The sequence below is a fragment of the Alteromonas genovensis genome (assembly GCF_010500895.1).
In the GTDB taxonomy this organism is placed as follows: Bacteria; Pseudomonadota; Gammaproteobacteria; order Enterobacterales; family Alteromonadaceae; genus Alteromonas; species Alteromonas genovensis.
Genome location: NZ_JAAAWO010000002.1, coordinates 336155 through 362495, shown reverse-complemented (window position 1 = coordinate 362495; position 26341 = coordinate 336155). Strand labels below are relative to the sequence as shown.

22 protein-coding genes, 1 other RNA gene, 1 pseudogene and 1 riboswitch are annotated in these 26341 nt (G+C 43.7%); of the genes and pseudogenes, 4 read left to right on the top strand and 20 right to left on the bottom strand.

Annotated features, from left to right (window positions below; all coding sequences use genetic code 11):
* Positions 1–4: 4 nt before the first annotated feature.
* Both GTQ48_RS04375 and GTQ48_RS04370 read right to left on the bottom strand, forming a co-directional pair.
* On the bottom strand, positions 5–2101 hold the full coding sequence (locus GTQ48_RS04375; protein ID WP_163105333.1) for a TonB-dependent receptor: 2097 nt from the start codon (positions 2099–2101) through the stop codon (positions 5–7).
* A 56-nt stretch (positions 2102–2157) separates the two neighbouring features.
* Positions 2158–2262: riboswitch (TPP riboswitch) on the bottom strand.
* Positions 2263–2472: 210 nt separating this feature from the next.
* Entirely contained in the window at positions 2473–2898 is a 426-nt protein-coding gene (locus GTQ48_RS04370; RefSeq protein WP_032094467.1) for an acyl-CoA thioesterase, read from the bottom strand.
* 60 nt (positions 2899–2958) lie between these two features.
* On the opposite strand from GTQ48_RS04370, the gene GTQ48_RS04365 reads away from it, so the two are divergent.
* Positions 2959–5334 carry a GNAT family N-acetyltransferase gene (locus GTQ48_RS04365; RefSeq protein ID WP_163105332.1) on the top strand — a complete coding sequence of 792 codons (2376 nt, stop codon included), beginning with the start codon at positions 2959–2961 and terminating at the stop codon, positions 5332–5334.
* 73 nt (positions 5335–5407) lie between these two features.
* Here the strand turns inward: GTQ48_RS04365 and GTQ48_RS04360 are convergent, their stop codons facing one another.
* The 9 genes from GTQ48_RS04360 to GTQ48_RS04320 form a co-directional block, all read right to left on the bottom strand.
* Complete coding sequence (locus GTQ48_RS04360; RefSeq protein WP_081926564.1) at positions 5408–6673, bottom strand: tetratricopeptide repeat protein; 1266 nt, start codon at positions 6671–6673, stop codon at positions 5408–5410.
* 2 nt (positions 6674–6675) lie between these two features.
* Positions 6676–7287, bottom strand: a complete 612-nt coding sequence (locus tag GTQ48_RS04355; RefSeq protein ID WP_163105331.1) for an energy transducer TonB — start codon at positions 7285–7287, stop codon at positions 6676–6678.
* 1 nt (position 7288) lies between these two features.
* Positions 7289–7687, bottom strand: coding sequence for an ExbD/TolR family protein (locus tag GTQ48_RS04350; RefSeq protein WP_163105330.1), 399 nt, complete (start codon positions 7685–7687; stop codon positions 7289–7291).
* 11 nt (positions 7688–7698) lie between these two features.
* Positions 7699–8223, bottom strand: coding sequence for a MotA/TolQ/ExbB proton channel family protein (locus tag GTQ48_RS04345; RefSeq protein WP_032094464.1), 525 nt, complete (start codon positions 8221–8223; stop codon positions 7699–7701).
* A gap of 1 nt (position 8224) precedes the next feature.
* Positions 8225–9583: a MotA/TolQ/ExbB proton channel family protein gene (locus GTQ48_RS04340; protein ID WP_163105329.1), complete on the bottom strand. Its 1359-nt coding sequence runs from the start codon at positions 9581–9583 to the stop codon at positions 8225–8227.
* 6 nt (positions 9584–9589) lie between these two features.
* Positions 9590–10351 carry a DUF3450 domain-containing protein gene (locus GTQ48_RS04335; RefSeq protein ID WP_163105328.1) on the bottom strand — a complete coding sequence of 254 codons (762 nt, stop codon included), beginning with the start codon at positions 10349–10351 and terminating at the stop codon, positions 9590–9592.
* Positions 10352–10659: 308 nt separating this feature from the next.
* On the bottom strand, positions 10660–11271 hold the full coding sequence (locus tag GTQ48_RS04330) for a 2OG-Fe(II) oxygenase (RefSeq protein WP_163105327.1): 612 nt from the start codon (positions 11269–11271) through the stop codon (positions 10660–10662).
* Between the two features lie 138 nt (positions 11272–11409).
* Complete coding sequence (locus GTQ48_RS04325) at positions 11410–14676, bottom strand: TonB-dependent receptor domain-containing protein (RefSeq protein ID WP_163105326.1); 3267 nt, start codon at positions 14674–14676, stop codon at positions 11410–11412.
* Between the two features lie 324 nt (positions 14677–15000).
* Positions 15001–16098: a tryptophan 2,3-dioxygenase family protein gene (locus GTQ48_RS04320; protein WP_163105325.1), complete on the bottom strand. Its 1098-nt coding sequence runs from the start codon at positions 16096–16098 to the stop codon at positions 15001–15003.
* A 229-nt stretch (positions 16099–16327) separates the two neighbouring features.
* Between GTQ48_RS04320 and GTQ48_RS04315 the strand changes: the two are divergent.
* A pseudogene (locus tag GTQ48_RS04315) lies at positions 16328–16597 on the top strand (late competence development ComFB family protein); the annotation flags it as partial.
* Between the two features lie 170 nt (positions 16598–16767).
* Here the strand turns inward: GTQ48_RS04315 and ffs are convergent.
* An RNA gene (gene ffs / locus GTQ48_RS04310) (signal recognition particle sRNA small type) lies at positions 16768–16864 on the bottom strand.
* Positions 16865–16947: 83 nt separating this feature from the next.
* The gene (locus GTQ48_RS04305) at positions 16948–18006 is read right to left on the bottom strand and encodes a Glu/Leu/Phe/Val dehydrogenase (RefSeq protein WP_163105323.1); all 1059 of its coding nucleotides are present in this window, start codon (positions 18004–18006) and stop codon (positions 16948–16950) included.
* 193 nt (positions 18007–18199) lie between these two features.
* On the opposite strand from GTQ48_RS04305, the gene GTQ48_RS04300 reads away from it, so the two are divergent.
* Entirely contained in the window at positions 18200–18667 is a 468-nt protein-coding gene (locus tag GTQ48_RS04300; protein ID WP_032094572.1) for an Lrp/AsnC family transcriptional regulator, read from the top strand.
* Positions 18668–18741: 74 nt separating this feature from the next.
* On the opposite strand, the gene maiA is transcribed toward GTQ48_RS04300, so the two are convergent.
* The 7 genes from maiA to pspA all read right to left on the bottom strand — a co-directional run bounded on the left by maiA (position 18742) and on the right by pspA (position 24905).
* Entirely contained in the window at positions 18742–19395 is a 654-nt protein-coding gene (gene maiA, locus GTQ48_RS04295; RefSeq protein ID WP_163105322.1) for a maleylacetoacetate isomerase, read from the bottom strand.
* Between the two features lie 37 nt (positions 19396–19432).
* On the bottom strand, positions 19433–20443 hold the full coding sequence (locus GTQ48_RS04290; protein WP_163105321.1) for a fumarylacetoacetate hydrolase family protein: 1011 nt from the start codon (positions 20441–20443) through the stop codon (positions 19433–19435).
* Between the two features lie 234 nt (positions 20444–20677).
* Complete coding sequence (gene tyrR / locus GTQ48_RS04285; RefSeq protein ID WP_163105320.1) at positions 20678–22234, bottom strand: transcriptional regulator TyrR; 1557 nt, start codon at positions 22232–22234, stop codon at positions 20678–20680.
* Between the two features lie 243 nt (positions 22235–22477).
* Positions 22478–23278 carry a phenylalanine 4-monooxygenase gene (gene phhA, locus GTQ48_RS04280; protein ID WP_032094571.1) on the bottom strand — a complete coding sequence of 267 codons (801 nt, stop codon included), beginning with the start codon at positions 23276–23278 and terminating at the stop codon, positions 22478–22480.
* Positions 23279–23468: 190 nt separating this feature from the next.
* Positions 23469–23918, bottom strand: a complete 450-nt coding sequence (gene pspC / locus GTQ48_RS04275) for an envelope stress response membrane protein PspC (RefSeq protein ID WP_032094452.1) — start codon at positions 23916–23918, stop codon at positions 23469–23471.
* Complete coding sequence (gene pspB / locus GTQ48_RS04270; RefSeq protein WP_032094451.1) at positions 23915–24154, bottom strand: envelope stress response membrane protein PspB; 240 nt, start codon at positions 24152–24154, stop codon at positions 23915–23917. The genes pspC and pspB overlap by 4 nt, the downstream gene beginning before the upstream one ends.
* Positions 24155–24221: 67 nt before the next feature.
* A complete protein-coding gene (gene pspA, locus GTQ48_RS04265; protein ID WP_163105319.1) occupies positions 24222–24905 on the bottom strand; it encodes a phage shock protein PspA in 684 nt (227 codons plus the stop codon).
* A 227-nt stretch (positions 24906–25132) separates the two neighbouring features.
* Here pspA and pspF point away from each other — a divergent pair, with 227 nt between their 5' ends.
* Positions 25133–26302 (top strand): phage shock protein operon transcriptional activator, encoded by a 1170-nt coding sequence (gene pspF, locus GTQ48_RS04260; protein WP_163105318.1) that lies wholly within the window; start codon positions 25133–25135, stop codon positions 26300–26302.
* Positions 26303–26341 lie beyond the last annotated feature (39 nt).

Genomic DNA, 26341 nt, shown 5'->3' with positions numbered 1-26341 from the left:
TCCCTTAAAACTCATACTTAGCCGTTACACCAAATTGACGGCCATTACCAAGCTGGTAATAGGGCTCTTCAAACGCATATTCGTCTCTTGGATCATTGCTAAAGCCGCCAAAGCCCCGTGTGTAATACTCTCTGTCGAACGCATTTTGGATCCACACAGAGGTTTGCCAGTTGCCATGGTTTACGACCAGCTCTGAGTTCACCAGCGTGGTAGATGGCGACGTCACATTGTGTCCGTCTGAAAAGCGATATTCGTCTTTATAATCTATGTCTACTCGCCACGTTACATTGTCGGTTAACGCATATTCACTGTATAGGTTACCTGTCCACTTCGGTGCCTGAGCCTGACGCTGCTCATTAACTTGCGTGCCATCGGCTAACGTATAACCTTCAAATGTGGCGGACAAATATCCTGCACTCGCACTTAGCTGCCAAGCATCAGAAACCAACCATGACAACTCAAGCTCAGCCCCTTTGTTGGTACCAAGATCGGCATTATCAATAATATCGATAAATCCGGCCGTGCCGTCTTCGCGAGTAATCACATCAAAGTCGCTAACTTGCGTGTCTGTCCTGTCCATGTAGAAAACAGCAGCGCGCGCCGTTAAGTCTGGGGTTAAAAGCGGCCCTTTAAATCCTAGTTCATAATTGACGTTGTATTCTTCATCGAAGAAACGCTGATCGTCGTTAACTCGGTTATCAGGGTTAAAGCCAGGTCCTTTATAGCCACGTGAAATACTGGCATAGTAAAAGTGCTTGCCCAGTGTGTATTGCAATGCCACTTTGCCGCCCAGCATATTGGTATCGTTATCACGGGTTAGGCCACGATTATCCGCAAAATCGAAATCATAGTTTTCTGCGCGAATACCGGCTACCAGTGTTAAATCGTCTCTTAAGCGGGTTTCGGTTTCTAAATAAAGCGCGGTTGTTGTAGGGGCAAACTCACTGGCGTAATCGCCGTCTAAATACGTATATTGGCGTAGCAAGTTTTCCTCAGTTTGTTTATAGAAAGCCCCTACCGTCCAATCTGTCAACCCATTGAACAACGCAGCATCGCGAGAGGAAACGAAGCGGATTTCACCTGTCTGTGTTTCTACATCGCGATAATAAGCGTCAAACGATGTATAGCCGAAAGGGTGGAAACCAGTGAACGTCCAATCTTCGTCATAGCCATAGGCGATGTTATGAGAAGCATGTGTCGCAATTAAGATAAGGTCGCCTGCGCCAGTGGTAGTGGTAGAGCGGGCACTTACTGCATGAGTTTGGTGCTCGTCAAAACCCGGCTCGTCAGACAGTGTTCTGTTGTCATTGTCTAAAGAGAATGCGTCGTAGCCGTTATCAATATCATACCAACGGTAAGCCAATGCCAATGTGCTGTTGTCAGCAACATTTCCATCTATAGCGAAACGAAGCGCAGTCTCATCAATATTATTCGTATCGTCTCTATTTAAAAACGTATTCTCGACAAAACCATCGCTTCGATTGTGAACCAGCGCTACGCGATAGCCCCAATTAGTGTTAATGTCATCGCCGGTTGCAGCTTCAACGCGATAGCTATCTTTATTGCCAATTCGCGCTTCAACATAGTCAGGCGCTTCGCTTCCCGTTTCATTGCTTGAAAGTTTGACGGCGCCGGCTAGTGCTCCCGTGCCATATAGCGTTGCCTGGGGACCGCGATAAACTTCAAGCTGCTTAGTATCAAATATAATGCCCGACGCAGCGAGACCAGAAAAATCAAACTCGTCAACGATAAAACTGACAGACGGATTAATCGGCTCAGCAAACTGGCTGCGCTCACCAATACCACGAATTTGTATAAAGCGGCCGCGAGAGGCACCTGCCGCAAAATTTACATTAGGAATACTATTGAGAATACTGTCAACATGAGAAGGCTGTCTGCTGCGCAAGCGATCTTGATTCAGTATGGTCGCACTGGCGCTAAGTTGATCTAGGGTAGTTTGACGAAAATTGCCCGTCACTACTACTTTTTCAATATCGTCAATGGTGTCAGTGCTTTTTTGAACGTTATCAGAGGCCTCAGATTGTGCAATCGCACTTATTGAGGTTGCCAATAGAGAGAGTGTGAAAAGTTGTTTGTACATGGGATCTCTTGTTCTCTTAATAAGAAAAAAGATCCGGGGTTAGCGGCAGGTGATCAGGCTATGTTGTAAACCATTCCTACGCCGGTATTATCCGGATCAGGTTTAAGGGTTCCCACTAGTGTGGATCTCAGACCGAAAAACGGACACCCCTTGGTATAATTCGCAAGTGACTCATCAGTAACGTGCAAGCTGTTTGAGTTAAACGAGCACGAGTCATTAACTTAACGAACGCCGTGGAGTCTACCACTTCGAAACACGCCGTCAAGCGCAGCGCTCGTTAAGCTAAGTTCATATTTAATCTAGGTTATTACAAATCTAGGCCGTTACAAATTTAGGCCGTTACAAATTTAGCGTAACGAACTAAACTCGACTTAGCTATTTTCTATATTAAGATTGAGCTTGCGCACTTCATCATCAGTTTGTGCAATTAACCCTTCTAATGTCTTTCCGTGAGAGGCCGGCTGTCTCGTCTCTGGGTCCACCTTAACGAACACAATATCGTCTGCAAAACAAATCGTCTTTTTAGTGGCCTTGTTACGCACTAAGCAGCTCACCGTAATAGACGTGCGCCCTACTGCCTTGGTCTCAAGACCAAACTCAACGATATCGCCCTGTAAAGCGGGTGATTCAAAACTAATTTCGCCTATATGCTTGGTGACCAAACAATTGGTTTCTAACTGACAAATAGCCCATATGGCGGCCTCTTCATCGATCCATTCTAATGCTCTACCGCCAAACAATGAGTTGGCGTAATTGAGGTCGTTTGGCATCACTAAACGCCGAGAAAGAAAGCGCATTCGAATTCCTTAATATAAATCGCTACTATATGCCTTCAATTATACAGAAAAAAACTCTACATGGCGCTACAACAATTACGTGATTGGCTACTCGCTCCCTACTACTCGCAGGCTGCAAAGCAAAAAAGCGATGTAGAATATAGTGCAGAATTTAATGCAGAACCCTATGCACAACACAATGCAGAGCGGCCACAGATTCATCGCCGACTCCTTGTTATATCTGGTGATGTTGAGTTTATTGAGAATACTATTGATGTATTGCTCGCTGATTTACCAGGCCAGTGCCGTGCAGAAGCGTTTAACGAGAGCCAATTAAAAGGTAAAAACAGAAAAGTACTGTTGGGCTCTGAACGTGATATGGCCATTTTTCATTGCCATGAGTCTTTTAGCCCAGGCAACTTTTTGGCGCTGGCTGGCACAATTACGCATGGCGGTTGCCTCATTGTTACCTGCCCTTCTTTTGATAAGTGGCCACAGCAACACCATGCCTCCTTCATTTCATACGGCTACGAAAGTAATGACAGTGCTTATTTAAAACGATTTATAACATTACTTTTAGATGACAAGCACACCGCGATTCACACCCTTGAAGGTACCCGCCTACCGAATCAAGATAGTGGGTATCTGGACACAAAGCAGAATATGGATTATTCGGATGCTGATCAGGATAGCCAACACTTAATACCCTCTTTATTTAGCTCTCAAGACCAAAGAGCCGCATTTGATGCGCTGAGTGAACAGTTTGAAGAGGATAATATGCATACTCTCGTAGCAGCCCCACGAGGGCGCGGCAAATCAAGCCTACTCGGAATATTCATATGGCACTTGTTAAATGAAGGCCAACATATTTTGCTAACAAGTACACTGTTTGAAAACGTGCACTCTGTATTCCGCCAGATTGACCGAATGCACGAACAGAATAAAACTTCTACTGACGATAGCAAACATCCGCATGTTGAGCCTTTTTCTTCTTCGGATAAAAATTCGAATAACGTTTTGGATAAAACGTCGGAGAAAAAACGGCGCGTTGGCGAGGGAACCGTTGAATGGGTTGCACCTGATAATCCAATGCTCTTTAACGGCCATTGTGATGCCGTTTTCATTGATGAGGCTGCGTCATTACCTATACCCGTAGTGCTTAATATAATCAAAAACCATAAGCAATGGCTGCTTAGCACTACATTACAAGGTTACGAAGGTAGCGGCAGCGGCTTTATCCATAAACTCATTCCGAAATTAAACTTTCACTTGCGTAAGAGTGAACGTAAATCTGTCAACATTATTGAGTTACACACACCACTTCGCTGGTTCACCCATGACCCCATTGAACGCTTTGTCAATAAAGCGTGTTTATTTGATACAGATCGTGAAGATTCAAAGTTGGTTTTTGAAGGCGATGAAAAAGCCGGATACAAAACAGTCGAAGCGCCATTAGCCCCGACTAACTCGTTTAGTGACATCTCGTTGAACAAAACAAGATTTGAACGGCTCAGTGAGAGAGCGCTGGAGGACGTGATGAAGCTATTAACACTTGCCCATTACCAAACCACGCCTGATGACTTAATGCGTCTCTTAGATAGCCCAGACCTGATTTTGTTTTTACTGTATCAAGGTGGCAAAGTAATTGGTGCAGCGGTTGTTAACGAGGAAGGTGGTGAGAAACTGCGAGACATTGCTAAGAACATAGCGACGGGTGAACGTCGACCTAAGGGACATTTAGGCGCACAGCAATTGACGCTCATGAGTGCAAATCCTGCACTGGCCACGTTGAAGTATTGGCGTATTAACCGTATTGCTGTAAGTCCAGAACTTCAGGGAAAAGGTTTTGGTACCTTTATTATATCGACCTTAGAAAAAGCGGCTTACGAAGCCGGCATTGATAGCTTAAGTACGTCGTACGGTTCAGAGGATAAACTAGATAGATTTTGGCAACAGAATAAATTTGTCTGCGTACATAAAGGTGAGAAAGCCAACAAAGCAAGTGGTGAAACAAGCGTATTGCGAATTGCGCCTCTTTCAGAGCGAGCACGAACACTTTCATCAGAAGTGGCCAGCATATACGACGCTAAGAAAAAGCAAACCACCTATGATTCTCTCTCTGCTTCTCTGCAATTACTTTGTGTGACTAAACTTCGTCATTTTATAGCGGGTTATCGAAGCCTAGATAACATCTGGGGAGAGATAAATGCAATTGCCCTCTGCAACAGTCCACATCCGTCTAGCAATCACACCGCCCCTTTATTTGATGTATTAAGTGAGTTGTTCGATAACCAGACTAATGAAAGACGCAGTGAATTGATCAGACTTCTACGACAACCCCGCCCTAACTATAATTCACTCTCTGACATGCTAAAAACAAAAGGGAAAAAAGGAACAACTGCTGCGTTAAAAGAAATTATTAGCCGCTTTATCATCAAGCTGGATATGGCAGATTAGTTCATCTATAAAATGCTCAGAAACAAAAAAGCCTCCGTGAGGAGGCTTTCTTACTAAGCGTTCGTATTAACAATTAAATGTTGATACCACGGTTCTTCGCTTTTTCCTTGATGTAAGGTTCCCACGCTGATGCGTTACGGCGTAGTGAGCGATCTTTCTTAGCTTCTTGGATGTGTCTGAAGGCTTCTCTGTAGTTACCTGCATAGAAGTTCGCTTCCATAAGCGTAAAGTGAACTTTAGCCGGCTTCTCAATACCTCTCTCCAACGCATTTTCTAGCGCAGAGATAGCACCCTTATAATCTTCAGCAACAAGTAACAATGTACCTTGCTTCTTATAAAGGTCAGGATCAGAACTCATTTTAGCCGCTTTGCCATAAAGTGACGCCGCAGTTTTGAACTCTTTCGCAGAATGATAAGCGTTAGCAAGACTTGCTAGCAACTTCTCATCTTCTTCTAGCAAACCAGACTTCATGAACTTTTCCATTACCTTGGCACCGCGATACGGCATGCCATTAGTTTGGTAAAGCTGAGAAAGTGCTTTAACTTCACTTTCTTTTTCTAGATAGCCTTGCATGTGCGCTAGTTCAAATGTAGAGAGTGCTTTCTTATAATCTTCCACTGAAAGATAAAAGAAACCCAACTGACTCCACCAACGTGGCTCTTCAGGGAAGTTACGCACTAACTCTTCTGCTACAGCAACTGTCTCAGGAAACATCTTGCGCTCGTAGTACGAAGTAAGCTTAAGTACATACGGGTTTTTGTTTGGCTCTTCGTATAACGCAATCGCTTTATCCGCTGGCTCAATCATTTTATCTAATTGCTTAGATTCATAATAAGCCTGAGTTAAACGCGTATACACATCAGCATCTTCTTTACACGTGAAATCCATCCACGAGTTGTACCACTTAACCGCGTCAGTAAACTTTTCTTCCTGCATACTCAAGTCACCTAACAATTTAAGTGTTTGAGAATGCTCTAGGTCATTAAGTACCTTCGGTTGAACAGAATCTGCAAGATATCCATAAGCCTTGGCACCTTTTCCTTCTTGCGCAGCAAGCAGATTTCCGATGAAGCGCTTTACGTAAGACTTGTCAAAGTCATCCGACGGGTCGATATCGTAAAGGATATTCAATGCTTCATCGACTTGGTCTTCATTGTAAAACTCAAAGGCTTTCTGAACTTTCTTACCAGTACGCTCGCCAACCAGTGTTGTTTTGCCCTTTTCATATCCAGGACAAACTACAGCAGATGACTGCGCTAAGGCAGCAGACGATGTAAACATCGCCCCTGCACCTAGCACTAAAGCAACGGCTGACATTTTGAATGAACGTTTCATCATAATCATTGCTCCAGTTTGAAGTCTAGCTGTACAAACATGCCGGTTTGCTTAACAGCCTTGCCATCAACAATTTTAGGCTTGTATTTCCACTTGCGAAGCGCACGACGTGCCTCGCGGTCGAATATACGCTTAGGTTCAGCTTCGATAACTTCGATATCGTCTACACCACCAACTTCGTTGATAGTGAAAGATAACCTAACCCAACCTTCACGGCCATCTCTGGCTGCTTGCGGTGGATACTTAGGATCGATACGAACGATAGGCGTTGCTTCACCGTCACGCTGCATAGCACCAACACCACCAATGTTTACACCCACGCCGCCAGTGTCGATTGCAGGAATAGCTAGGCTAAACCCATCAGCATCTGGCTCCGCAGCTTCTGGCTCTACTTGCTCCATTTTAGGAGGTTGTGGAGGCGGAGGCGGCGGTGGAGGCGGAACACGTTGACGCGTTTGCGTCTGGTCGTCTGGTTCCTGCATCACAATATCGATTACGGGTGCAGGCGGCACTTCGTCTGCTGGCCTAGATGAGTTTTCAATCAGCTTGGCCATTAGAACGAATAGGGCAAATGCAACACCAGCACCTAATAATATAGATACAATTATACGTAACATCTTATCCCCTTGCCGCTACCGAGACTCGGTCAACGCCAGCGGCTTTAACCTGATCCATGATTTCAACTACTAAACCATGCTTCGCTTTAACATCAGCTTGAATGATTACATAGTCAGTTGGCTGCTCGGTAAGCAGTCTTTCTATATTCGCTCTTACGCTATCTGGCGCTACTTCACGTTTATCTAACCAAACATTCCCATCTTCCGTTACGGCGATAAAGATGTTTGCGTTTTTGTGAAGAACCGCCTGACTCGCGTCTGGCTTGTTAACTTCAATCCCTGCTTCTTTAACGAAAACAGTGGTAACGATGAAGAAGATAAGCATGATAAAGACAATATCCAACATGGGAGTCATGTCAATCTGTGCATCTTCTTCCTCGGTTCTGACTTTTCGAGGCATAATCTCTCTCTCTAATGATGTGGCAGGCTATCAACTAGCCCTTCTCTTGCCAGCTTCACTTTCGCTTCAAGACGTGAACTGATAAACAGCCCAGATAGCGCCGCTACCATTCCCGCCATTGTCGGGATTGTAGCCATAGAGATACCAGATGCCATAAGACGTGCATTACTGGTTCCTTGTGTGGCCATTGTCTCGAAAACGCTGATCATCCCGGTTACTGTTCCAAGTAGCCCTATTAAAGGACACATTGCAATAATCGTTCTTATGATTAGCATTCTTGCGGTTAAGTCGTCTGACGCTTGAGAAATCCACGCGTCACGGATTCTATGCGCATACCATGAAGTAGTATCTGCTCGTGCATCCCAATTAGCGATGATGTTTTTCTTCACCTTTGGAAAAACAGAGGTTAAATACCAATAACGCTCAATCATTAAAACCCACATGAGAAAGAGCGCGGCAGCGACGAAGTAAAGCACGTCACCGCCGGTAGCGATAAAGTCCCTGACCGATTCAAATAATCCAATCAGGTAATTCATATTACGCCTTCTCCGACTCTGAGTGAGCAGCTACGATACCCGCAGTTTGCTCATCAAGAATATGGATGATTGACTTGCTGCGAGAAGCTACGATGCTGTGAGTAAGGATTAGCGGTAGTGCCGCTATGATACCCTGAGCTGTAGTTACAAGAGCCATTGAGATACTTCCTGCCATCATGCGTGGGTCACCAGTACCGAACAATGTGATAGTTTGGAATGTCTCAATCATACCAAGTACTGTACCAAGTAGACCTAGTAGAGGTGCAATCGCTGCAAAAATCTTAATTACGTTGATGCCGCTTTCGATACGTGGAAGTTCACGAAGGATAGCTTCATCAAGTTTAAGTTCTAAGTTTTCTGCGTCGGCATTTTTGTTCTCACCGTATACTTTAAGAATACGACCAAGAGGGTTGCCTTCAGACGGGTTGTTTACGTTTTTAAGCTGTGAGCGCATTTTGCCGCCAACAACAGTAAGCGTAACTAGCTTGTAAACGCCGATAAGCAAACCGATAACTAGCATCACTGTTATTGTGTAACCTACCGGTCCACCAGCGTGATAGCGCTCAGACATAGTTGCTTTCTGCTTTAACAGACCAAGGATCGCACCTTGAGAAGGGTCAGCATAAAAAGGAACTAGGCCAGAAGTAGCAGATACTAAGTCATTTGCTGAAGATACAAAGTGACCATCTGGCTGACGGCCAAGAGGCTGTACAACTTCTGCTTCTGCGTCGTATGCAAGGTAACCGTCTGCACCAACAAGGTTAAACGTACCTACACGTACAATTTCTTGTTGAGATGAACCGCCGTCTAGGTTTACAACTTCAGTAGTAAACTTAACAACTTCACCGCCTTCAGTCATTTCTTTCTGAAGTGCAAACCATAGGTCTTCTAGTTCTTGAATGTTCGGAAGACCTTTAGAATCTTCTGACATTGCTGCAAGAAACTCACCACGACCTGCGTATTGAGCACTTACAATTGACGTAGAAATACGACCAAATGCTTCTGATGACGCTTGACGTACAACACCAAACATTTCACCAAGAGTACCTGTAGCCTGGTCTAGTTCAGCCGCTTTTTCATTCAACGTTACTTCGTTGTCAGAAAATTGCTGTTGTAGACGATCGCCACGATTTTCTTCTGCTTTGAGTTCGTTTTGTGCTTTTCTTAGAAGCGCTTGCTTGTCAGCACGAGCAGACTGAAACTCAGCCTCACGTTGCTTGTCTAAGCGCGCTTCAGAAACACGGTTTTGCTGAACCTGGTCAAGCAGATCCTTAAGGCTCTTTGCTTCCTGAGCCTGTGCTCCGGTTGCCGCAACTGCAACTGTCACAGCGGCTAAAAGAGATTTGAATACTGGTTTCATTAACTATTACTCCGCTGCACTAATTGGTAGTTTGATGAGATCTGCAGGAACGACGCCATTAGCCATCTTAACTGCATCAACAACTGATGAAAGATATTCATCACCAAGTTTTTCCCATGCACGGCTCTCGTTGTTCCAAACCCACGCGTGAGTTTGATCAAGAGAAAGCGCAAGCAGTGCTGCACGACCAAGGTTAAAGAAATCAACAGTTACTTCTGTACCTGCATCATCGATTGTACCTTGGTATGAATTGATTTTAGTACCGTATTCAACTTCTACAAGGTACGCTTCAAGTACCTGGCGGAACTGCTCTGATACAGTAACGTTAGAGTTAGCCATTAGGTCGCGAAGACGCTCAACGCGCTGAAGACGCTCGTCTAAGTGAATAGGACGATCTAGTTTGATAAACTTCTCTAGGCTATCAATCATGCGGAACATAAGCGGAACGATGCCCTGCTTTGTTTCTTCAATGCTGTCAATTTGACGTTGCAATGAATTGATACCGCGCTGCTGGTCAGCAACAAGGCTAGCTAGATAATCATTGTAGATTTTGAGGTTTTCTGTCTGGTCTACTGTTTGACGATACTCAACAAGTAGTTCTTGAGATTGTTCAAACAACGTGTTGATTTTTTCTTGCGATTTCGCTGCAGCCGCATGAATTTTTGCTTCTTCTCTGTGAAGATCATCAAGGGTATCTGCAGAGACTGCGCTACCTGTTAGTGCGAATGCACCTATAACAGTAGAAGCAATAAGAGTTCTCTTGCTCATTTTGGACATAGTTCCCAACCAAATTTCTTATTTGAATCCTCGCCGATAGGAAAATATTCGGGCAAGGGGCGTATTAAATTTTTACAATGTTGTTTCAAATATGTAGTACATGAGGCGCTAACCAGCACTACGAACCTATTATACTCACACGGAATGTGAGGGTTAGTCAAGCAACACTATGTTTACACCATTGAAATGAGGCGTTGTCTGAACAAAAAACAGACACCCCGGAACGTACAACTTCGTACTTTGGTTTTGTTACTTACCCATTTAAAGTTTCACACGTTTTCTATTTTAGATTTGTTGCGTTATCGTTTACCAAACCAGCCTGTAAGAGCATATCGTGGTTTTTTAGCAAACGGTGTGAGATAAGTTACGCTGTGAATATTTTCTACTGTGAATAAGCTTAGGGTATTAAAATTCGGAGTCCAACTTTCAGTGGTAGCACCATCTTCATTAAAGAATTGCAGCAATCCGCCCCAGTCTGGATGCCATTCTGGCGACAAGTTAAATACGTAAGCTAATTTTCTTCCTTCTTGTTCCACCACATCTTTGTGACGAGTAAGAAATTGGCCAGGTACAAACCGCGTAGCCTGCATACTGGCATAATTCAAATCTCCCATCCCAGTCATTTCACTCATAGCGCTTAATACCCTTTCGCTATTTAACGCTGAAAAGAAGTTGTTGAGTACTGTATTAGCCTCACTTTCAGTAATGTAGCGCCGCCCGTAAGAAAAGCCATTTCCTTTCGCCGCATTTTCCATGAGATTAAAATAGATTTGCTTTCTTTGTTCGTCCTTCAATGCTTTCCACTCTTCAGCAGAGACCACTATATTTCTGCCATCAACCGCCATAGCAGTATCGAACGTCACATTTTCACTCAACGCTTGGTATAAGTGAGCTGCTTCTTCAAAAGACAAAATGTCGCAAACACGAAGTTTTTTGAGTTAGAAGTGACGAGGAAATCAAAATGAAAAAGCCGCCCTTCGAAAAAGGGCGGCTTTGTTTACTTTTCATACTCCGCAATATATTTATTGAAGAGTACTAAGCTTTTTTACTTAAAACTTATGGTTAACACGTAGGCTGAATCGACGGCCTAAACGCTCGTCAATACCAAAATGGCCTGCAGCAAATGCAATATCGCCATTTTCGTCTGGTTTGCGATCAAGAAGGTTCAGTATGTTCAGCTGTATATTCGTCGATGAATCCAGAGTATATCCGATACTTAGCTCATGAATCGCACGCCAATCAGTCTCGTTGGTGAAGTTACCTTGGAAAGTACCATCTTCAAGCTCAGTATAACTATCCGCGTATAGACGCTGATCTAACGCATCAATTTTAACTGGGTTCTGCCAACGAATACGATGACTTACAATCCAGTCTTCATATAACCAGTTGATATCAACCGTACCAATCCAATCTGGATCTGCAAAATCACCAACATCTTCCGTTACTTCAGCAGCAGAAGTTGCCTGGAACTCGTTTGTAATATTGTGCTGTGTTGAAGAATTAACAGTAAGGTTTCCGTACTCGCCTAGATCGTGAGCATAGAATAACGATATTGATACTGCTTCAAACGTAGATAGAGCAACGTTCGCTGGTTGGTTACGTGCTTCAATTACCTGGAAGTCGTCACCACGTTGGAACGTGTTACAAGCAGGCTCATTCGGGAAGTTATTCGAATCATAACAAGCTGCAGCAAGTGTTTCAAAATCAACTTGTTCGATGAAATCTTCAATCTCTAAGTTGTAATAATCAACGCTCAACTGCAATCCTTCGAGGTATGAAGGAGTGTATGCAAAGCCGTATGAGTAAGATTTGTTTGTCTCTGGCCCTAGCTCTGGATTTCCAGAGATAATACCTGTTGGAATTGTTCCATCTTGGATATTTGATATAAATGTATCGGTATCAATTCCTTCTGACTCACAGTTTGCTTTTCTCACAGAGGGGTTAGGACCAACCCCAACTGAACGAGAGTCACACGGGTCATCACCTAATATAAAAGTTTGTTGCTCCGGCTGGAACAATTCATTAATAGATGGGTTTCTAAATGCTGTTGCATACGTTGCGCGGAACGATAGGTCATCAACAACCTGCCACTTCATACTTGCTTGATATACATCTTCCTCGGTTGTTCTGTCATCAAAACCACGTGGTGCGTTTGTATTGAACTCCTGATTACGATAGGCGCCGCTCAGCTCAAAGTATTTAACAAACGGAATATCCATATCCTCAGAGATAACCGGAGCAACAATTTCAACATAATATTCGTTGGTATCGAAACCACCGCTCACTGGGCGATCAATGGCAGAACGGGTGATTGGCACACGACCACCTAAAGCAGGTTCGTAATCACCTTTCTCAATGCGACGCTCAACACCAACTACGAAGTCTAACGGACCAGCAGGGAGTTCGAACGCTGTACCACCAATGTTTGCAGTGTAAACAGTTTGTAGGTTGCTCGCTTGAGACATTTGCGAACCACCAGTGATGAAGTCTAGTGCCTCAGGCGATGCTTGAGACCCGAATAGGTTGAGCGGCTGACAGCCATCGAGGAACGGAAGGTCTTCATCAACAAGACCCGAACCAGAAGCACGTGAGTTAAATCCTTCTAGTGTTCCTGCCGCTAAATCTGCATAGGCACCACAGATAATATCTCCACGCTGGAAACCGCCTGTGAACTGAGAGCGAGCTCCCTGTAGAGCAGCCAACGCATCATCTAATGTGTCTAAACCCTGTTCATCACGAATTCGTTCAAGCATAGTGTCGTCGACACGCTGTGCATCTACCGCATTGAGGAAGCGACCATCGACAATACCTGTCGTTCTGATATTAATATCAGAGCGACCATGTACGACTGACACATCCCAGTAGAAATCCCTGTCTAAAGCTTCAAATTCACCCTCTAACATACTGCTTGCACGCCAAACGTGTGTTTCGTTTGAGTTGCCACCGAGGCTCACTAAATCATTGTTGAAACGATGAACAGAGAAATTGTCTGCGTCGTAACCGGTGTTTACTATCGTTGAACGCGCCTGTTCAGATAGGAATGGGTTGTTGATACTCATGTTAATAGCAGCAGATGTCCCGCCGAAGAAACCGGTTTGGAAACCACCTTGGTTTACCAATTCACTTCCTTTTGTGTTCGCATACATGAAATCGTTTTTAATTCTCACATTATCTGCAAGGTCATAATTGAATGACGCGTATGTGTTCATACGTGAGGTAGGAGAGCGAATTTGCGCAACGCTGTCGAAGAAATCTAAACCACATACGCCTTCACCACCTTGTGTAATCAAGCTGCGAGCTTGTCTTGTTCCAGGTTGACACTGTCTTAGGTCACCATTCTGAGCAAACTCGTAGAAACTACCATCTGGCATCGCACCAGAACCGAATGCAGGCAGAAATCCACCACCAGCAGGTGTAATAGAGCCGAATTCTGAGAATAATTGCAGGTTAAGTTCATTATAAACTAACTGCACAGACCTTGTATCTTCGGCGTCAACTGTTCCGTCACCATTAAAGTCATCCGGTAAACCGTCACCGTCAAGATCTAAAAATTCATTTTGCGCGTTATCAAAGCCCGGGTTGTTGTTGCATAAGAAATCCTGGTCGCACAGAAGCAAACCATTGTTTCGTGTATACTCAATACCGAAAGTTATATTACCGCGACCATCGTCGAAGTTACCGCCGCCTAATGCGCTAACTTGAAAAGTTCTGGCATTACCATCTTCATTGCCATCGTACTGTGCAGTAACCTCAAATCCTTCATAATCATCTTTCAAGATTACGTTAACCGTACCTGCAATTGCGTCTGCGCCGTAAGTTGCTGCACCGGTAAGCGGAACCACTTCAATACGTTCAATAAGCGCAACTGGTATAGCGTTAATGTCAACCTGGGAGCCACCCTGAGAAGCAGATTGAGAACTTACAAAACGCTTACCATTTACTAGTGTAAGCGTTCGTGAGGTTCCAAGGTCAAACAAGTTTGCTTGGTTTTGACCAGCATTCTCAGCGTCCTGTGCGCCAGCAGGAGTTAGTGAGCCACCAAACAATGGAGATGCGTTCAGAAGATCTGCAGCGTTTGTGAAGCCGCGCACATCTAGATCTTGTTCACCAAATGAAAATACAGGTGCACTCTCGCTCAGCTCAACGCGGCGTATACGAGAACCCGTAACCGTGATTTTTTCAACTGCTTCATCAGCAGTTGCGTCGTCGTTAGTGACCTCTTGTGCCAATGCAAGGTTACTTGCTGATACTGCGAGTGCAGAACCAAATACGCAAGCTAACTTGACTGACGTAGCCAACTTAGAATTTTTAAACATGTAAGTCTCCCTGGACCTAGTATTTTTATCTGTGTGTGTTTTTTCGCTTTTGCGAATATTTTTGTAAGGCTTTCGCCCAGCCTCTATAGAATACAAAAAACGACTGGGGGTCAATACGCAGTGGCACAAGTGTTTGCTGAAAAGTTCAATTTTTTTTTGAACAAAGTCACGAATTGTAAAGCCTTGCGTACGAAACACACGTTTATTACATTTTTCTTAATGTGTGACTATTTTTTATACGAATGTATAATAATTAGTCACAGCTGCAATTTACCAGAATTTGTTAACAACGTCATATACTAAAGGAAGGTATAGCTCTCAACTCTAATTTACCGAATTTAAATAAAATCCAAGCTTTCGTTTTATGGCATTCGGTAACTCGGGTAAGGCCGATTTTGGCAACAAAAAAGTAGCCATGTTGAAAAAATCGAGAAATATGCGATTAGACTCAGTAGTGCGTTTTAAATAGTGATGACCAGAAGACCCACCTGTACCGATTTTGGTACCCAGCATTCGTTGCACCATCATGGCATGACGATAACGCCAGATAGTTAATTGTTCATCAATTTCAGTCAGTGCAGTGATAAGTTGAAATGGAAGATTAAAAACGGGCTCCTCTGAATACTGCTTTATAAATAGTGCAGACAATAACGCCTCGTGACTCAACCTAAACTTATCTTCTTTGCGAAGCGCTTCAAATTTTGCGTGATCAAAAAGCGCATCAAAGTTTTCTTTAGTCGACTGCCAGTCTTTTAACTCTTGGCGCTTATCTGTTGTCGAGAGCGTATCGTTGGTAGATATCGTCTCGTGGTCGTCGCTTAGCATTTCATCGGTGGCTTGTTTGTAATAGTGCCAAAAGTCAAAGTCATCTGTTTTTAGCAGCGGCATTCTCGATAGCCATTTATCTACAAGGTCAAATAAACTTGGCTTTGCTTCTAAGCCTTCTAATAATGCTCTGTCATCGTCGCTTAATCGGCTATAGAAACTTTGCTTATCAAAATCCACCCGAAACTCACGCTTTAACCCCAGCGATATTTCTAAGCGCTTAAATTGGATGCTTTGAAAGCCAGACGCAGGTACAAGATAATCTCTGAATGACAGGAACTGCTGTGGTGTCATAGTTTCCATTACAGCAATTTGATCGTTCATTAATCGCTGTATAGTAATGACTCGCTGAAGACGGTGGACAACTTGTGTAAGCTGTTGGTCTTTTACTACCTTTTGATTGAAGGTATCTATGGTTGCGTTTAATTCGTGCAATATTTGTTTAAACCAGAGTTCGTAAACTTGGTGCACTATGATAAACAGCATCTCTTCATGAGCCGCATCTGAATATTTCGCACTTTGAAGTTTTTGTGCACCAAGAATTTTATCCAGTTGTAAATAATCACCGTAGTAGCAGGGTTCGATATTCTTTTTCATCGTGTTCTTCTCTGTAATTGCTTTTTTATGAGTGTTTTTAGGTGCTTTTGAGATAGACAAAGGCTTGAGATTCAGCTTCACCTTCTCGACATATATAGAATACAGGCTATACCTTTATAGTGACAGAGCACTCCCTATTCGTTAGTGTTGTGCGTATAAAATACTGTCCAATATTTAAAAGAAGTATCGTTGGTGACCGTCGGTACATAAAGCGTTTGAGGTAAGTAAAATGAAACTCGATGATGATATTCATAACTATTACGAACATCTAGTGTTAGAGCGAATTGCAAAGCTAGGTCTTGATAAAAATAAAAGTCCTGATTACTTAGCAGACTTATGCTGTTTAGCGTTAAATCAGGTGCCACCACGATATATTCGCTTTGAAGTGGACATGGCGTTTTACCTGCCACAAAGTGAACGCAGGCAGATGGAGATGAACGTAGAATATGCAATCAGTAAGGCGCTGCGGTTTTTGAATGACGCTGAGAAGAGTGAAAAACCACAACCTCCGGAAACAATAGCAACTGAAGCGATGAAATCTGAAATCGACATTACAGGTGATTTAAAAGACGATTAATTGAGTTTTCTTGCCATAGTCGAGGAAAGTGCTGTATATACGTTGGATTTAAGCAGTGAGAGGCAAGGATGCTGGAAGAGGTTTGGGTGGCGGGCCTCCAGCCACATCCCGGCACATGAGTCGTCTGCTGCGGCTGCTCCCTTCCAGGCCTGACCGAGTTCACAGAGTATCATTGCGGGAGGACCAAAAGCCCACCATAGAAAACTGCAATTAGAAAGTAGCTTGCGCCCTCCTTATTGCGGGGCGCATTATGACTATTTGAATGCTAAGTTTCAAGCCTTATCAGAAAATCTCTCTTCAGCTATCACATTAGCAATACGATTAGTCGCTGTATTTTCCTTTTCTGCTCGCGCATATATTTCTTTAAGCGTGTCGCCAATTTGCTCAATGTGAGCACGCAATGCTTCATTTGAGCTCGATGCCATGCGCTGATGAAAGATATCGATGACACCACCGGCATTAATAACGTAGTCAGGTGCGTAAAGAATGCCACGCTTGCTGAGTAACTCGCCCATCTCTTCTCGTGCAAGCTGGTTGTTTGCCGCGCCCGCAATGACTTTCGCTTTTATATCTGGCAGCGTTTGATCGTTAATTGCAGCGCCTAACGCACACGGTGCGAGCACGTCTACGTCTAAACTTAGAATATCTTCCGGCGCCACAACGGTCGCACCAAATTCTTTCTCTGCTTTTTCTATACCTTCAGGGAAGATATCTGCAACATAAAGCTTTGCGCCTTGCTCGTGCAGATGCTTAGCGAGTCTGTAACCAACATGACCCATGCCTTGAATAGCCACTGAAACGCCATCAAGACTGCGCTTTAAACCAAACTCAACAGACGCCTTTAAACCAACGTATACGCCATAGGCTGTAGAAGGGGCTGGATTACCGTTTGGTACTTCACCTGCATAGTGATATTTCGCGCTAACACCAGCAATATAGTCAGACTCTTCAGCCATTGTTTGTAAGTCAGTTACAGTAATACCAGAATCTTCTGCGGTGAAATACTTGCCGCCTAACGAATCGACAAATTTCCCCATTGCTTTCATCATTTCTGGTGTTTTTGCTTTTCTAGGATCGCCAATAATGACTGACTTGCCGCCGCCCAATTCTAAATTGGCAAGCGCTGCTTTGTATGTCATCCCCTTTGATAATCGAAGCACATCCGTAAGTGCTTCACTACTGTTCACGTATGGCCACATGCGGCAACCACCAAGTGCAGGTCCAAGATTGGTATTGTGCACTGCAATAATGGCACTAAGGCCCGCTTTTTCGTCGTGATAAAAAGCCACGTGCTCGTGATTATCAAATTCTGAATGATCGAAGACTGACATACGTTCCCTATTTTTATTTGCTGTTTAATCCGTCTAGTCTAGCTGAATACGCTGAGGACAAGCGTTGCGAGTTTCTCATGTGGTTTTTACAAACCGAAACGGAAAAGAAATGAACACTATTTTACTAGGACAGCTATCCTATAATTTTTTTTACTATATAATGAACATCATAAAAACGATGGACATAACTCTTATGAAATTAGATAAGTTTGACCGTGAGATTTTACGCGTCCTACAGCAAGATGCCACCGTCTCTATGGCTGATTTAAGCCAGCAAGTCGGGCTCTCTCATACTCCGTGCTGGCGACGTGTGAAGCGAATGGAAGCAGATGGTATTATCCTCGGAAAAGTGACCTTGCTAAATAGCAAAAAACTTAACCTTGGTGTGTCTGTTTTTATCTATGTCACGCTTAAAAATCACGATGGTGACTCACTGACAGATTTTGAAACGGCAGTACAGAATATTGATGAAATCGTGGAGTGTCATACTACGAGTGGCGAGAAGGATTATTTGCTTAAAGTCATTGTAGAAAGTATCGAAGAATATGAGTTTTTATTAAAAACAAAACTGACACATTTACCGTTAGTTGACCACCTCAGTTCTACATTTGCACTTAAGCAAGTGAAAAACACCACCGAACTTCCTATCAAGCGTCAGTAGATACAAAAAGGGGCAGTAAAAAACCGCCCCTTTTTAGCTCTAGATCAAACCCAAAGCTTCTTCTATACCAAACGCTAACTAGCGTCGATTTGATTTTCTGGTTTAGCCTTTTCAAAAGCTTCAAGGGCATTGCAGTTGTCCGCTATTTTGCTAATCAAAGGATATTGGTCCATGTCAATATTAAAACGCTTCGCATTGTAAACTTGAGGCACTAAACATATGTCGGCCATGGTTACGTCAAAATCAAAGCAATACTTACCTGACTGAGTTTGAAGTCGTTTTTCAATAGCATCGAACCCCAATGTTATCCAATGGGCTGCCCACACAGACACATCATCTTGGCTGGCATTAAACGTACCTTTCAATGCATTTAACACACGAAGGTTTCCCACAGGCTGAATGTCACAAGCAATGTCCTGGGCCAGTGCCCGTACTCGCGCACGCTCTGTTTTATGCTCTGGGATTAAACGAAAGTCGCTCGCATAGCGTTCATCGAGATACTCTATGATGGCTAACGATTGATTCAAGATAATGTCTTCGTCTTCATCCACAAACGTGGGAACAAGATGAGCCGGGTTTAAGCGGGCGTAATCCATACTGTGCTGTTCGCCGCCATTGGCAACTAAATGAACCGGTACATATTCGTAGTCCACACCCTTTAAATTGAGCGCGATACGCACGCGATAGGTAGCAGTAGAACGCCAGTAACCGTGAAGCTTAATACTCATCTTATTGTTCCTCTACACATGTTAACGATTGAAAAATTTAGCGCAAAGGCTTAACTTGCTGCTCGATAGCACCAAAAATACTGACGCCACTTTCATCAAGCATTTCCATGCGAATACGATCGCCAAACTGCATAAACGGGGTGGCTGGCTTGCCATCTCGTATTGTCTCAATCATTCTCACCTCAGCAATACAGGAATAACCTACGCCGCCTTCGCTGATTGCTGAGCCGTGCTCGGTGCCTTGCTTATTCGATACAGTTCCCGAACCTATGATGGCGCCTGCACCTAAGTTACGGCTTTTAGCGGCGTGAGCAACAAGCTGACCAAAATCAAAAGTCATGTCTTGCCCTGCTTCAGGCTTACCAAATAGCTCACCGTTGTAGGTCGAGCGCAACGGCAGATGTACTTTGTTATCTTGCCACGCACCGCCGAGTTCATCAGGCGTAACCGCTACTGGTGAAAAACTAGAGGCTGGTTTGGATTGGAAAAAGCCAAACCCCTTGGCTAATTCACCTGGAATGAGCCCGCGAAGAGAAACGTCATTTACCAGCATGATTAAACGGATTCGTTCAGCGCCTTGCTCTGGTGTACATGCCATAGGCACGTCGTCGGTAACTACGGCAACTTCGCCTTCAAAATCTATTCCCCAATCATCGCTAGGCAAAATGATATCGTCATTTGGCCCAATGAAATCGTCAGAACCACCTTGGTACATCAGTGGATCGGTCCAGAAACTCTCCGGTATCTCAGCACCCCGTGCTTTTCTTACCAGCTCAACATGATTCACATAAGCACTGCCGTCTGCCCATTGAAACGCTCTCGGCAATGGGGATTCACAGCGAGTTGAGTCGAATTGCACACTGTCACCGGCATTATCATTTAACTGTTCATACCGACTCTGTAGCTGCGGCGCAACTTCTTGCCAGTTATCGAGGGCATATTGCATTGTTGGCGCTATGTCTAACACGTCACACGCTCTAGACAAATCTCGTGATACCAACATAAGGATCCCATCGCGGGTTTCATTTTTATAAGTAGCAAGCTTCATTCTTTTTTCCTCGATAAGCACTAAGTAGATTAGGGCACGTTTGCTTAAGTATAAGTACAGTTATGCCATTACATGTAGGGGAAAGAGAAGTGTGCACATCCACAAGTTTTAATAAGCTGTAAGAAAGGATGTACGGGGAGTAAGGGAGAATTGCTGGCAATTGCCTGCCGACGCTAGCTGCAAGGGTGTTGTAAACTTATCACAACAGCCTTGCAGCAGCGAAAAGTGAGCGCTCTACAGTTTAACTGTCGCCTTATTAATGCCATATTCACGCAGCTTATTAGCAATGGCGGTATGACTAAGGCCCAATTTTTTAGCAAGCTGCCTGGTACTGGGATAGAACGGGTACAGACGCTTTAATAAATCTTTCTCGAACTTCTTCACTTCTTCATCCAGCGTACCCTCAAAATTCTCATCAATATAGGTAACACTTGGGGCGCAGCTTGGAAGCTGAATATCTTCTTTGGTTATTTCTTTGCCATCGAGCAAGGAAAGCGCACGATAAAGGGCGTTTTGCAGCTGCCTCACGTTTCCTGGCCAAGGATATTGCTGCAAAAAGTCGACGCAGGATTTACTTAACTTAGCAGGTCGTCGACCCAGCTTGGTACTGTGCTGCAAGATAAAAGACTCTGCCAGAGGAACAATGTCTTGACGCCTATCTTTTAGCGACGGCATTACCAGGCTTAACACGTTTAAGCGATAATACAGCTCTTTTCTAAAGCGCCCCTCTTCTACCAGTTGGCCTAAGTCGCGGCAAGTAGTACAAATAAAGCGTACATCTACAGAGACAGGCTCCACATCCCCTACTCTTCTGAACTCACCGTCTTCAAGCACTCTTAATAGTTTTGCTTGCAGCTGCGACGACATATCAGCAATTTCATCAAGTAGTAAGGTGCCGCCTTTTGCTTGCTCGAGCAAGCCCACTTTGCCGCTAGACTGGTTGTAAGTTCCTGCTGCACAACCGAAAAGCTCAGTTTCTGCAACACTGTCAGGTAACGAGGCACAGTTTAATGCTAAAAATGCCCCTTCACTGCGACGACTTGATTGATGGCAAGCTCGCGCGATCATCTCTTTACCTGTGCCAGTTTCACCGAATATGAGGATAGGTGCGTCTAAGTCCGCTACTCTTTTGGCTTCGTGAACCGCGCGTTTCATAAAGGATGACTCTGTTACAAAACGGTCGAAACTGTCTGTGGGCGACTGGTGAAATGCCGTGAACTGCTGACCAAGGCGCATTTCGGATTTTAAAATGACCACCGCGCCAGCCATGATACTTTTCTTCTCTCCGTCCGCTACCGTAATAGGCAGCATGTCGGCTAGATAATCCTGCTGAATAAACTTCACCTTTGAAGATTGGGGGCCCGGACTTTTTCCATCCATCCACTTCGTAAAGTTAAACCCTTTAACAACCTCAGTAATCTCCATTGTGTTTATTTCACTGGCAGGAAGCTCTAACCCAGCACTTACTGCTTCATTACACAGTAAGATATTGCCTTTGGCATCCACAGAGAAAACAGGGTCTGGTAGCGTGCGTAGTATTGCTGAAAGCTGATTCTTCTCTCTTTCCCCTGGCATAAAAAGCGTAGTCTTGACGTCGTCTATACCGTCAATTCGACGAATTTGAGGCATGAGATGCTGGAAGTCTTCAAATTCTATATTAGGAAAATTGAGAAAGATTTTGCCTACAGGGTCTATTTCGATTCCCCGAAGGTCTATTTCTTTAGTCACGAGAATATCCAGAACATCTTGGGCGATACCAAGGCGGTCCTGACAACTGATTTCTAGGCGCATAGGGTATGTATATTTTTGTAAAGATTTATGTACAAGATATCACACTTTTACAAAAAGATAACAAGATAATTGTTACTAAAGATTAAAAAGCTGTGAGTTTGTAAGCAATGGGATACAACATGGTGCAAATAAAAAAGGAGACTGAGTCGTCTCCTTTCTGCCTGATATACTTTTTATTCAGTATTTTTTTTATGCTTTTTTGTTAAGTATACTTTTTCGCTTTTGTGTGACCGTTCACAAAAACTAGCCAGCTTTTTTCTCTTTTGGTTCGAACAAGGGTGCGAACAAACCAAGAGATTTGGCTTTTTCTACTAACGCCATGATATCCATTTCCGCTAATTCAAACAGATGATCAAACTCTGGCAAAATGTAATATAGTGGCTGCATGATATCGATGCGATAAGGGGTTCTTAACGCGTCGGTAGCGGTTAGTGGCTTTCTTACTGGTACGTCGCTGTCTAGCGAATAAATAGTTTCACCCGGAGATGAGAGAATGCCACCGCCGTAAATCTTCAGCTCGTTCTTGGCTTTCACCAAGCCAAACTCTACGGTAAACCAGTAAAGGCGCGCTAAATAAATTCTATCTTCTTTACTCGCTGCCAGCCCTAATTTTCCGTAAGTATGCGTAAAGTGCGCAAACGCAGGGTTAGTCAGTAGTGGACAATGCCCGAATACTTCGTGAAAAATATCCGGCTCTTGCAGGTAGTCGAACTCTTCACGTGAGCGAATAAACGTGGCCACAGGAAACTGCTTATTTGCTAGCAGACGAAAAAACTCACCAAATGGAATCAACGCAGGTACCTCTGCGGTTTGCCAGCCGGTTCTCTCGAGCAATACACGATTAATATCGGGTAATTGAGGAATGCAGTTTTCGCTCAAGTTAAGCAATCTCAAACCCTCGATATATTCATCACACGCGCGCTCTTTTACCAAGGGTATTTGTCTTGAATAAAGCTCTGACCAGATTTGGTTTTCTTCTGTCGACCAGGCGATGTGGCCGCTACCGTCAGATTCTCGCGATGCATATTGAGTTGTTTTTGGCATAACTTCTAAAACCAATGAGTTGCTAATTACGTGGACTGTAGTCTAACCAAAAACCGCTTTACGAGAAGCATTTGCCCCTATTGAGCCACTAAGATCACTGTAACAATGTTTTTACATCAAAATCTAACCCTATGATATAAATTAAAAAACCACCCATAAGGGTGGTTTTTAATCAATACATTGGTCAGGCTTACAGTCGGCTAATTTCTTTGTTCAACTGATACTCTTTCGACGTTACATAGGTTTCCATTTTACGTAATCGATTTTCTGTTTTTTCAAATCGATTTCTAATATCGTGAAACGCTTGTTTTGGTGGTTCGCCAGCCTGCCACACCTTAGTTTTCACCTCGACCTTCGTTTCTTTAACCTGCCCACGATTTGGGTTAGTCCAACCTTTACCCCGCGAAAAAGCTTGAGGCGTAGGCTGTGCGTTATCCAAATGCTTTGGCTTTTTGTCTAAAATGAACCAAGCGGCAATGTAGGCAACAAAGATGAAAGGCCCAGCAAGAAGGAAGAAACCTGTGACAACTAAAATTCTCACTAACCATGTTTCTAAGCCGAAGTACTCCGCAACACCTGAACAAACACCCGCTATTTTTGCCTTTTCTGGGTTGCGGTAGAGCTGCTTACCGTTTCTCATGCTCTATTCCTCCACTCAGGAGCCTCGCTATCAAGAATCGCTTCTAATGTCTCAATACGCTCGCTCATCTTTTCCGCTTTATCGGCTAACGTGCTCAACGCTGCGTACTCTTCAGCACTTAATCCCTGATTGACTTGTTTCTTGCTGCGATAATGCAAAATTAACCATATGGGTGCTACAAAAATTGTGAAAACCACTAGTGGCATTACAATAATTGCGATCATGCCTTCTTCCATCTCGAATTCTCCTACAAACTCTGATCAGTCTGCTCCGCATCACGTCGGAGCAGCTCGTTATTTTTTATTATTCAGACTTTTCAGTATCTTTCTTGGCGTTTTGCATTTTTGCTTTCAACGCTGCTAATTCGTCGTCTACTTTCTCACCCGCTTCTAACTCTGCAAATTCATCCTGCAGCGACTTCTTACCAAAGTCATAAGATTCAACCTGCGACTCTAGGTCATCAATTTTGCGCTCGTATTGCTCAAAGCGCCCCATTGCGTTGTCTACTTTGGTGCTGTCCAAGGTTTTCTTAACTTCAAGACGAGAGCTTGCCGTTTTCTGACGCATAATGATGGTCTTTTGACGGCTTTTGGCGTCAGCAAGCTTATCTTGTAGCTGGCCAATTTCATCCTGCAGTTTACTAATCTGAGCATCAACAATAGCCAATTCTTTGGTTAATGTCTCTGCTGCTTCTGCAGACTTTTTCTTTTCTTGCAGCGCCGCTCTTGCGAGGTCTTCACGATCCTTACTCAGTGCAAGCTCTGCTTTTGACTGCCAGTCAGCTGCGTCACTTTCGTACTTCGCTATTTGACTGACAATATCTTTTTTATTGGCAAGGGTCTTAGCTGATGCGGAGCGCACCTCTACTAATGTATCTTCCATTTCCTGAATGATGAGACGAACCATCTTTTCAGGATCTTCCGCCTTATCTAATAATGAGTTTATGTTTGAGTTCACAATGTCTGTAAAACGCGAAAAGATACCCATAATAATTACCTCTTAATGAAAATCTGGTCGTCATGTATTCTTGTGAAACTATGACTGACATATTGAATAAATCTGTATAGAAGAGTATTCAATATGCTTGCCAATCTGCTCAAACTCGTAAGTACCTAAATACAAAACCTTTTTTTAAATTTAAATAATGCTCGTTTATCAATTTTTTTTGTTCTACACTATTTATTAGTCGAAATGACTAACTATTGAGAGATTTAATGAGTCGATATCGCCAACAAGATAATTTGCTAGGCCAAGCAAATAGCTTTTTAGAAGTTTTAGAGCAAATTTCGCAAATTGCCCCTTTAGACAAACCCGTGCTAGTTATCGGTGAACGCGGGACAGGTAAAGAGCTAATTGCTGCTCGCTTGCATTTTTTATCGAAGCGCTGGGACCAGAATTACGTCAAGCTCAATTGCGCTGCACTGAATGAAAGCCTTTTAGAAAGTGAGCTTTTTGGTTATGAAGCGGGCGCATTTACCGGAGCGGCTAAGCGTCGCGAAGGCCGCTTCGAAGTGGCTCATAACGGTACGCTTTTTCTTGATGAACTCGCAAACACATCAGGGCTTATTCAGGAGAAGTTACTTCGCGTAGTCGAATACGGCGAATTTGAACGTGTAGGTGGCAGTAAGTCGGTTAAAACTGATGTACGCCTTATTGCAGCGACAAATGAAGATCTCCCGGCCCTTGCTGATGCTGGCGAATTTAGAGCAGATTTGCTCGACCGCCTTGCCTTTGATGTTATTACTATTCCCCCTCTTCGTGAAAGAAGAGAAGACATCATGATGCTAGCTGAAAACTTCGCAATTAATATGGCTCGCGAGCTGGAAATGGAGCTTTTCAGCGGATTCACTGAAAAAGCCAAACGCACGCTACTTGAGTATGAGTGGCCTGGCAATATTCGTGAACTTAAGAATGTTGTTGAGCGCGCTGTATATAGAACGAATAACCCTCACCTGCCAGTGCACGAAATTGTACTCGACCCCTTTGAATCGGCATTTAGGCCAAAAAATAGGATGCGAACGCAGGATAGAGTCTCAACGCTGAATAAAGCCTCAACGCACAACGCAGCGAATAACACAGTAAATAATGCAGCAAATGACACTGCAAACTCAGAAACACCGCCGCAAAATACAGGCAATGCTGCAGATGAGCAGTCTTTTCAACAGCTTTCACCAAAGATAGATTCTATTGCAGTTGACTACCCTATCGATCTAAAAGAACGTTCACAGCAATTTGAAATTGATATTATTAAGCAGGCGTTATCAGATAGTCAGTTTAATCAGAAAAAAACAGCAGAAAAACTCAGCCTAACGTATCATCAGCTAAGGGGTTACTTGAAAAAGTACAACCTGTTAGATTCATCTGCGCAGGACCTAGAAGCGTGAACTTTAGGGCTTAACTCGCACACTTTGAACCGTAAAGAC

Bases quoted from the DNA above. Each gene is read 5' to 3' on its own strand.
- GTQ48_RS04320 (WP_163105325.1), bottom strand. From the start codon at position 16,098: ATGAAAAAGAATATCGAACCCTGCTACTACGGTGATTATTTACAACTG.
- GTQ48_RS04325 (WP_163105326.1), bottom strand. From the start codon at position 14,676: ATGTTTAAAAATTCTAAGTTGGCTACGTCAGTCAAGTTAGCTTGCGTA.
- GTQ48_RS04360 (WP_081926564.1), bottom strand. From the start codon at position 6,673: ATGATGAAACGTTCATTCAAAATGTCAGCCGTTGCTTTAGTGCTAGGT.
- GTQ48_RS04305 (WP_163105323.1), bottom strand. From the start codon at position 18,006: ATGTCAGTCTTCGATCATTCAGAATTTGATAATCACGAGCACGTGGCT.
- GTQ48_RS04355 (WP_163105331.1), bottom strand. From the start codon at position 7,287: ATGTTACGTATAATTGTATCTATATTATTAGGTGCTGGTGTTGCATTT.
- maiA (WP_163105322.1), bottom strand. From the start codon at position 19,395: ATGAGTATTAAGCTTCACGGTTACTGGCGTTCTACTGCTACCTATCGC.
- pspB (WP_032094451.1), bottom strand. From the start codon at position 24,154: ATGGAAGAAGGCATGATCGCAATTATTGTAATGCCACTAGTGGTTTTC.
- GTQ48_RS04365 (WP_163105332.1), top strand. From the start codon at position 2,959: ATGGCGCTACAACAATTACGTGATTGGCTACTCGCTCCCTACTACTCG.
- phhA (WP_032094571.1), bottom strand. From the start codon at position 23,278: ATGCCAAAAACAACTCAATATGCATCGCGAGAATCTGACGGTAGCGGC.
- pspA (WP_163105319.1), bottom strand. From the start codon at position 24,905: ATGGGTATCTTTTCGCGTTTTACAGACATTGTGAACTCAAACATAAAC.
- pspC (WP_032094452.1), bottom strand. From the start codon at position 23,918: ATGAGAAACGGTAAGCAGCTCTACCGCAACCCAGAAAAGGCAAAAATA.
- pspF (WP_163105318.1), top strand. From the start codon at position 25,133: ATGAGTCGATATCGCCAACAAGATAATTTGCTAGGCCAAGCAAATAGC.
- GTQ48_RS04300 (WP_032094572.1), top strand. From the start codon at position 18,200: ATGAAATTAGATAAGTTTGACCGTGAGATTTTACGCGTCCTACAGCAA.
- tyrR (WP_163105320.1), bottom strand. From the start codon at position 22,234: ATGCGCCTAGAAATCAGTTGTCAGGACCGCCTTGGTATCGCCCAAGAT.
- GTQ48_RS04375 (WP_163105333.1), bottom strand. From the start codon at position 2,101: ATGTACAAACAACTTTTCACACTCTCTCTATTGGCAACCTCAATAAGT.
- GTQ48_RS04370 (WP_032094467.1), bottom strand. From the start codon at position 2,898: ATGCGCTTTCTTTCTCGGCGTTTAGTGATGCCAAACGACCTCAATTAC.
- GTQ48_RS04290 (WP_163105321.1), bottom strand. From the start codon at position 20,443: ATGAAGCTTGCTACTTATAAAAATGAAACCCGCGATGGGATCCTTATG.
- GTQ48_RS04345 (WP_032094464.1), bottom strand. From the start codon at position 8,223: ATGAATTACCTGATTGGATTATTTGAATCGGTCAGGGACTTTATCGCT.
- GTQ48_RS04350 (WP_163105330.1), bottom strand. From the start codon at position 7,687: ATGCCTCGAAAAGTCAGAACCGAGGAAGAAGATGCACAGATTGACATG.
- GTQ48_RS04340 (WP_163105329.1), bottom strand. From the start codon at position 9,583: ATGAAACCAGTATTCAAATCTCTTTTAGCCGCTGTGACAGTTGCAGTT.
- GTQ48_RS04335 (WP_163105328.1), bottom strand. From the start codon at position 10,351: ATGAGCAAGAGAACTCTTATTGCTTCTACTGTTATAGGTGCATTCGCA.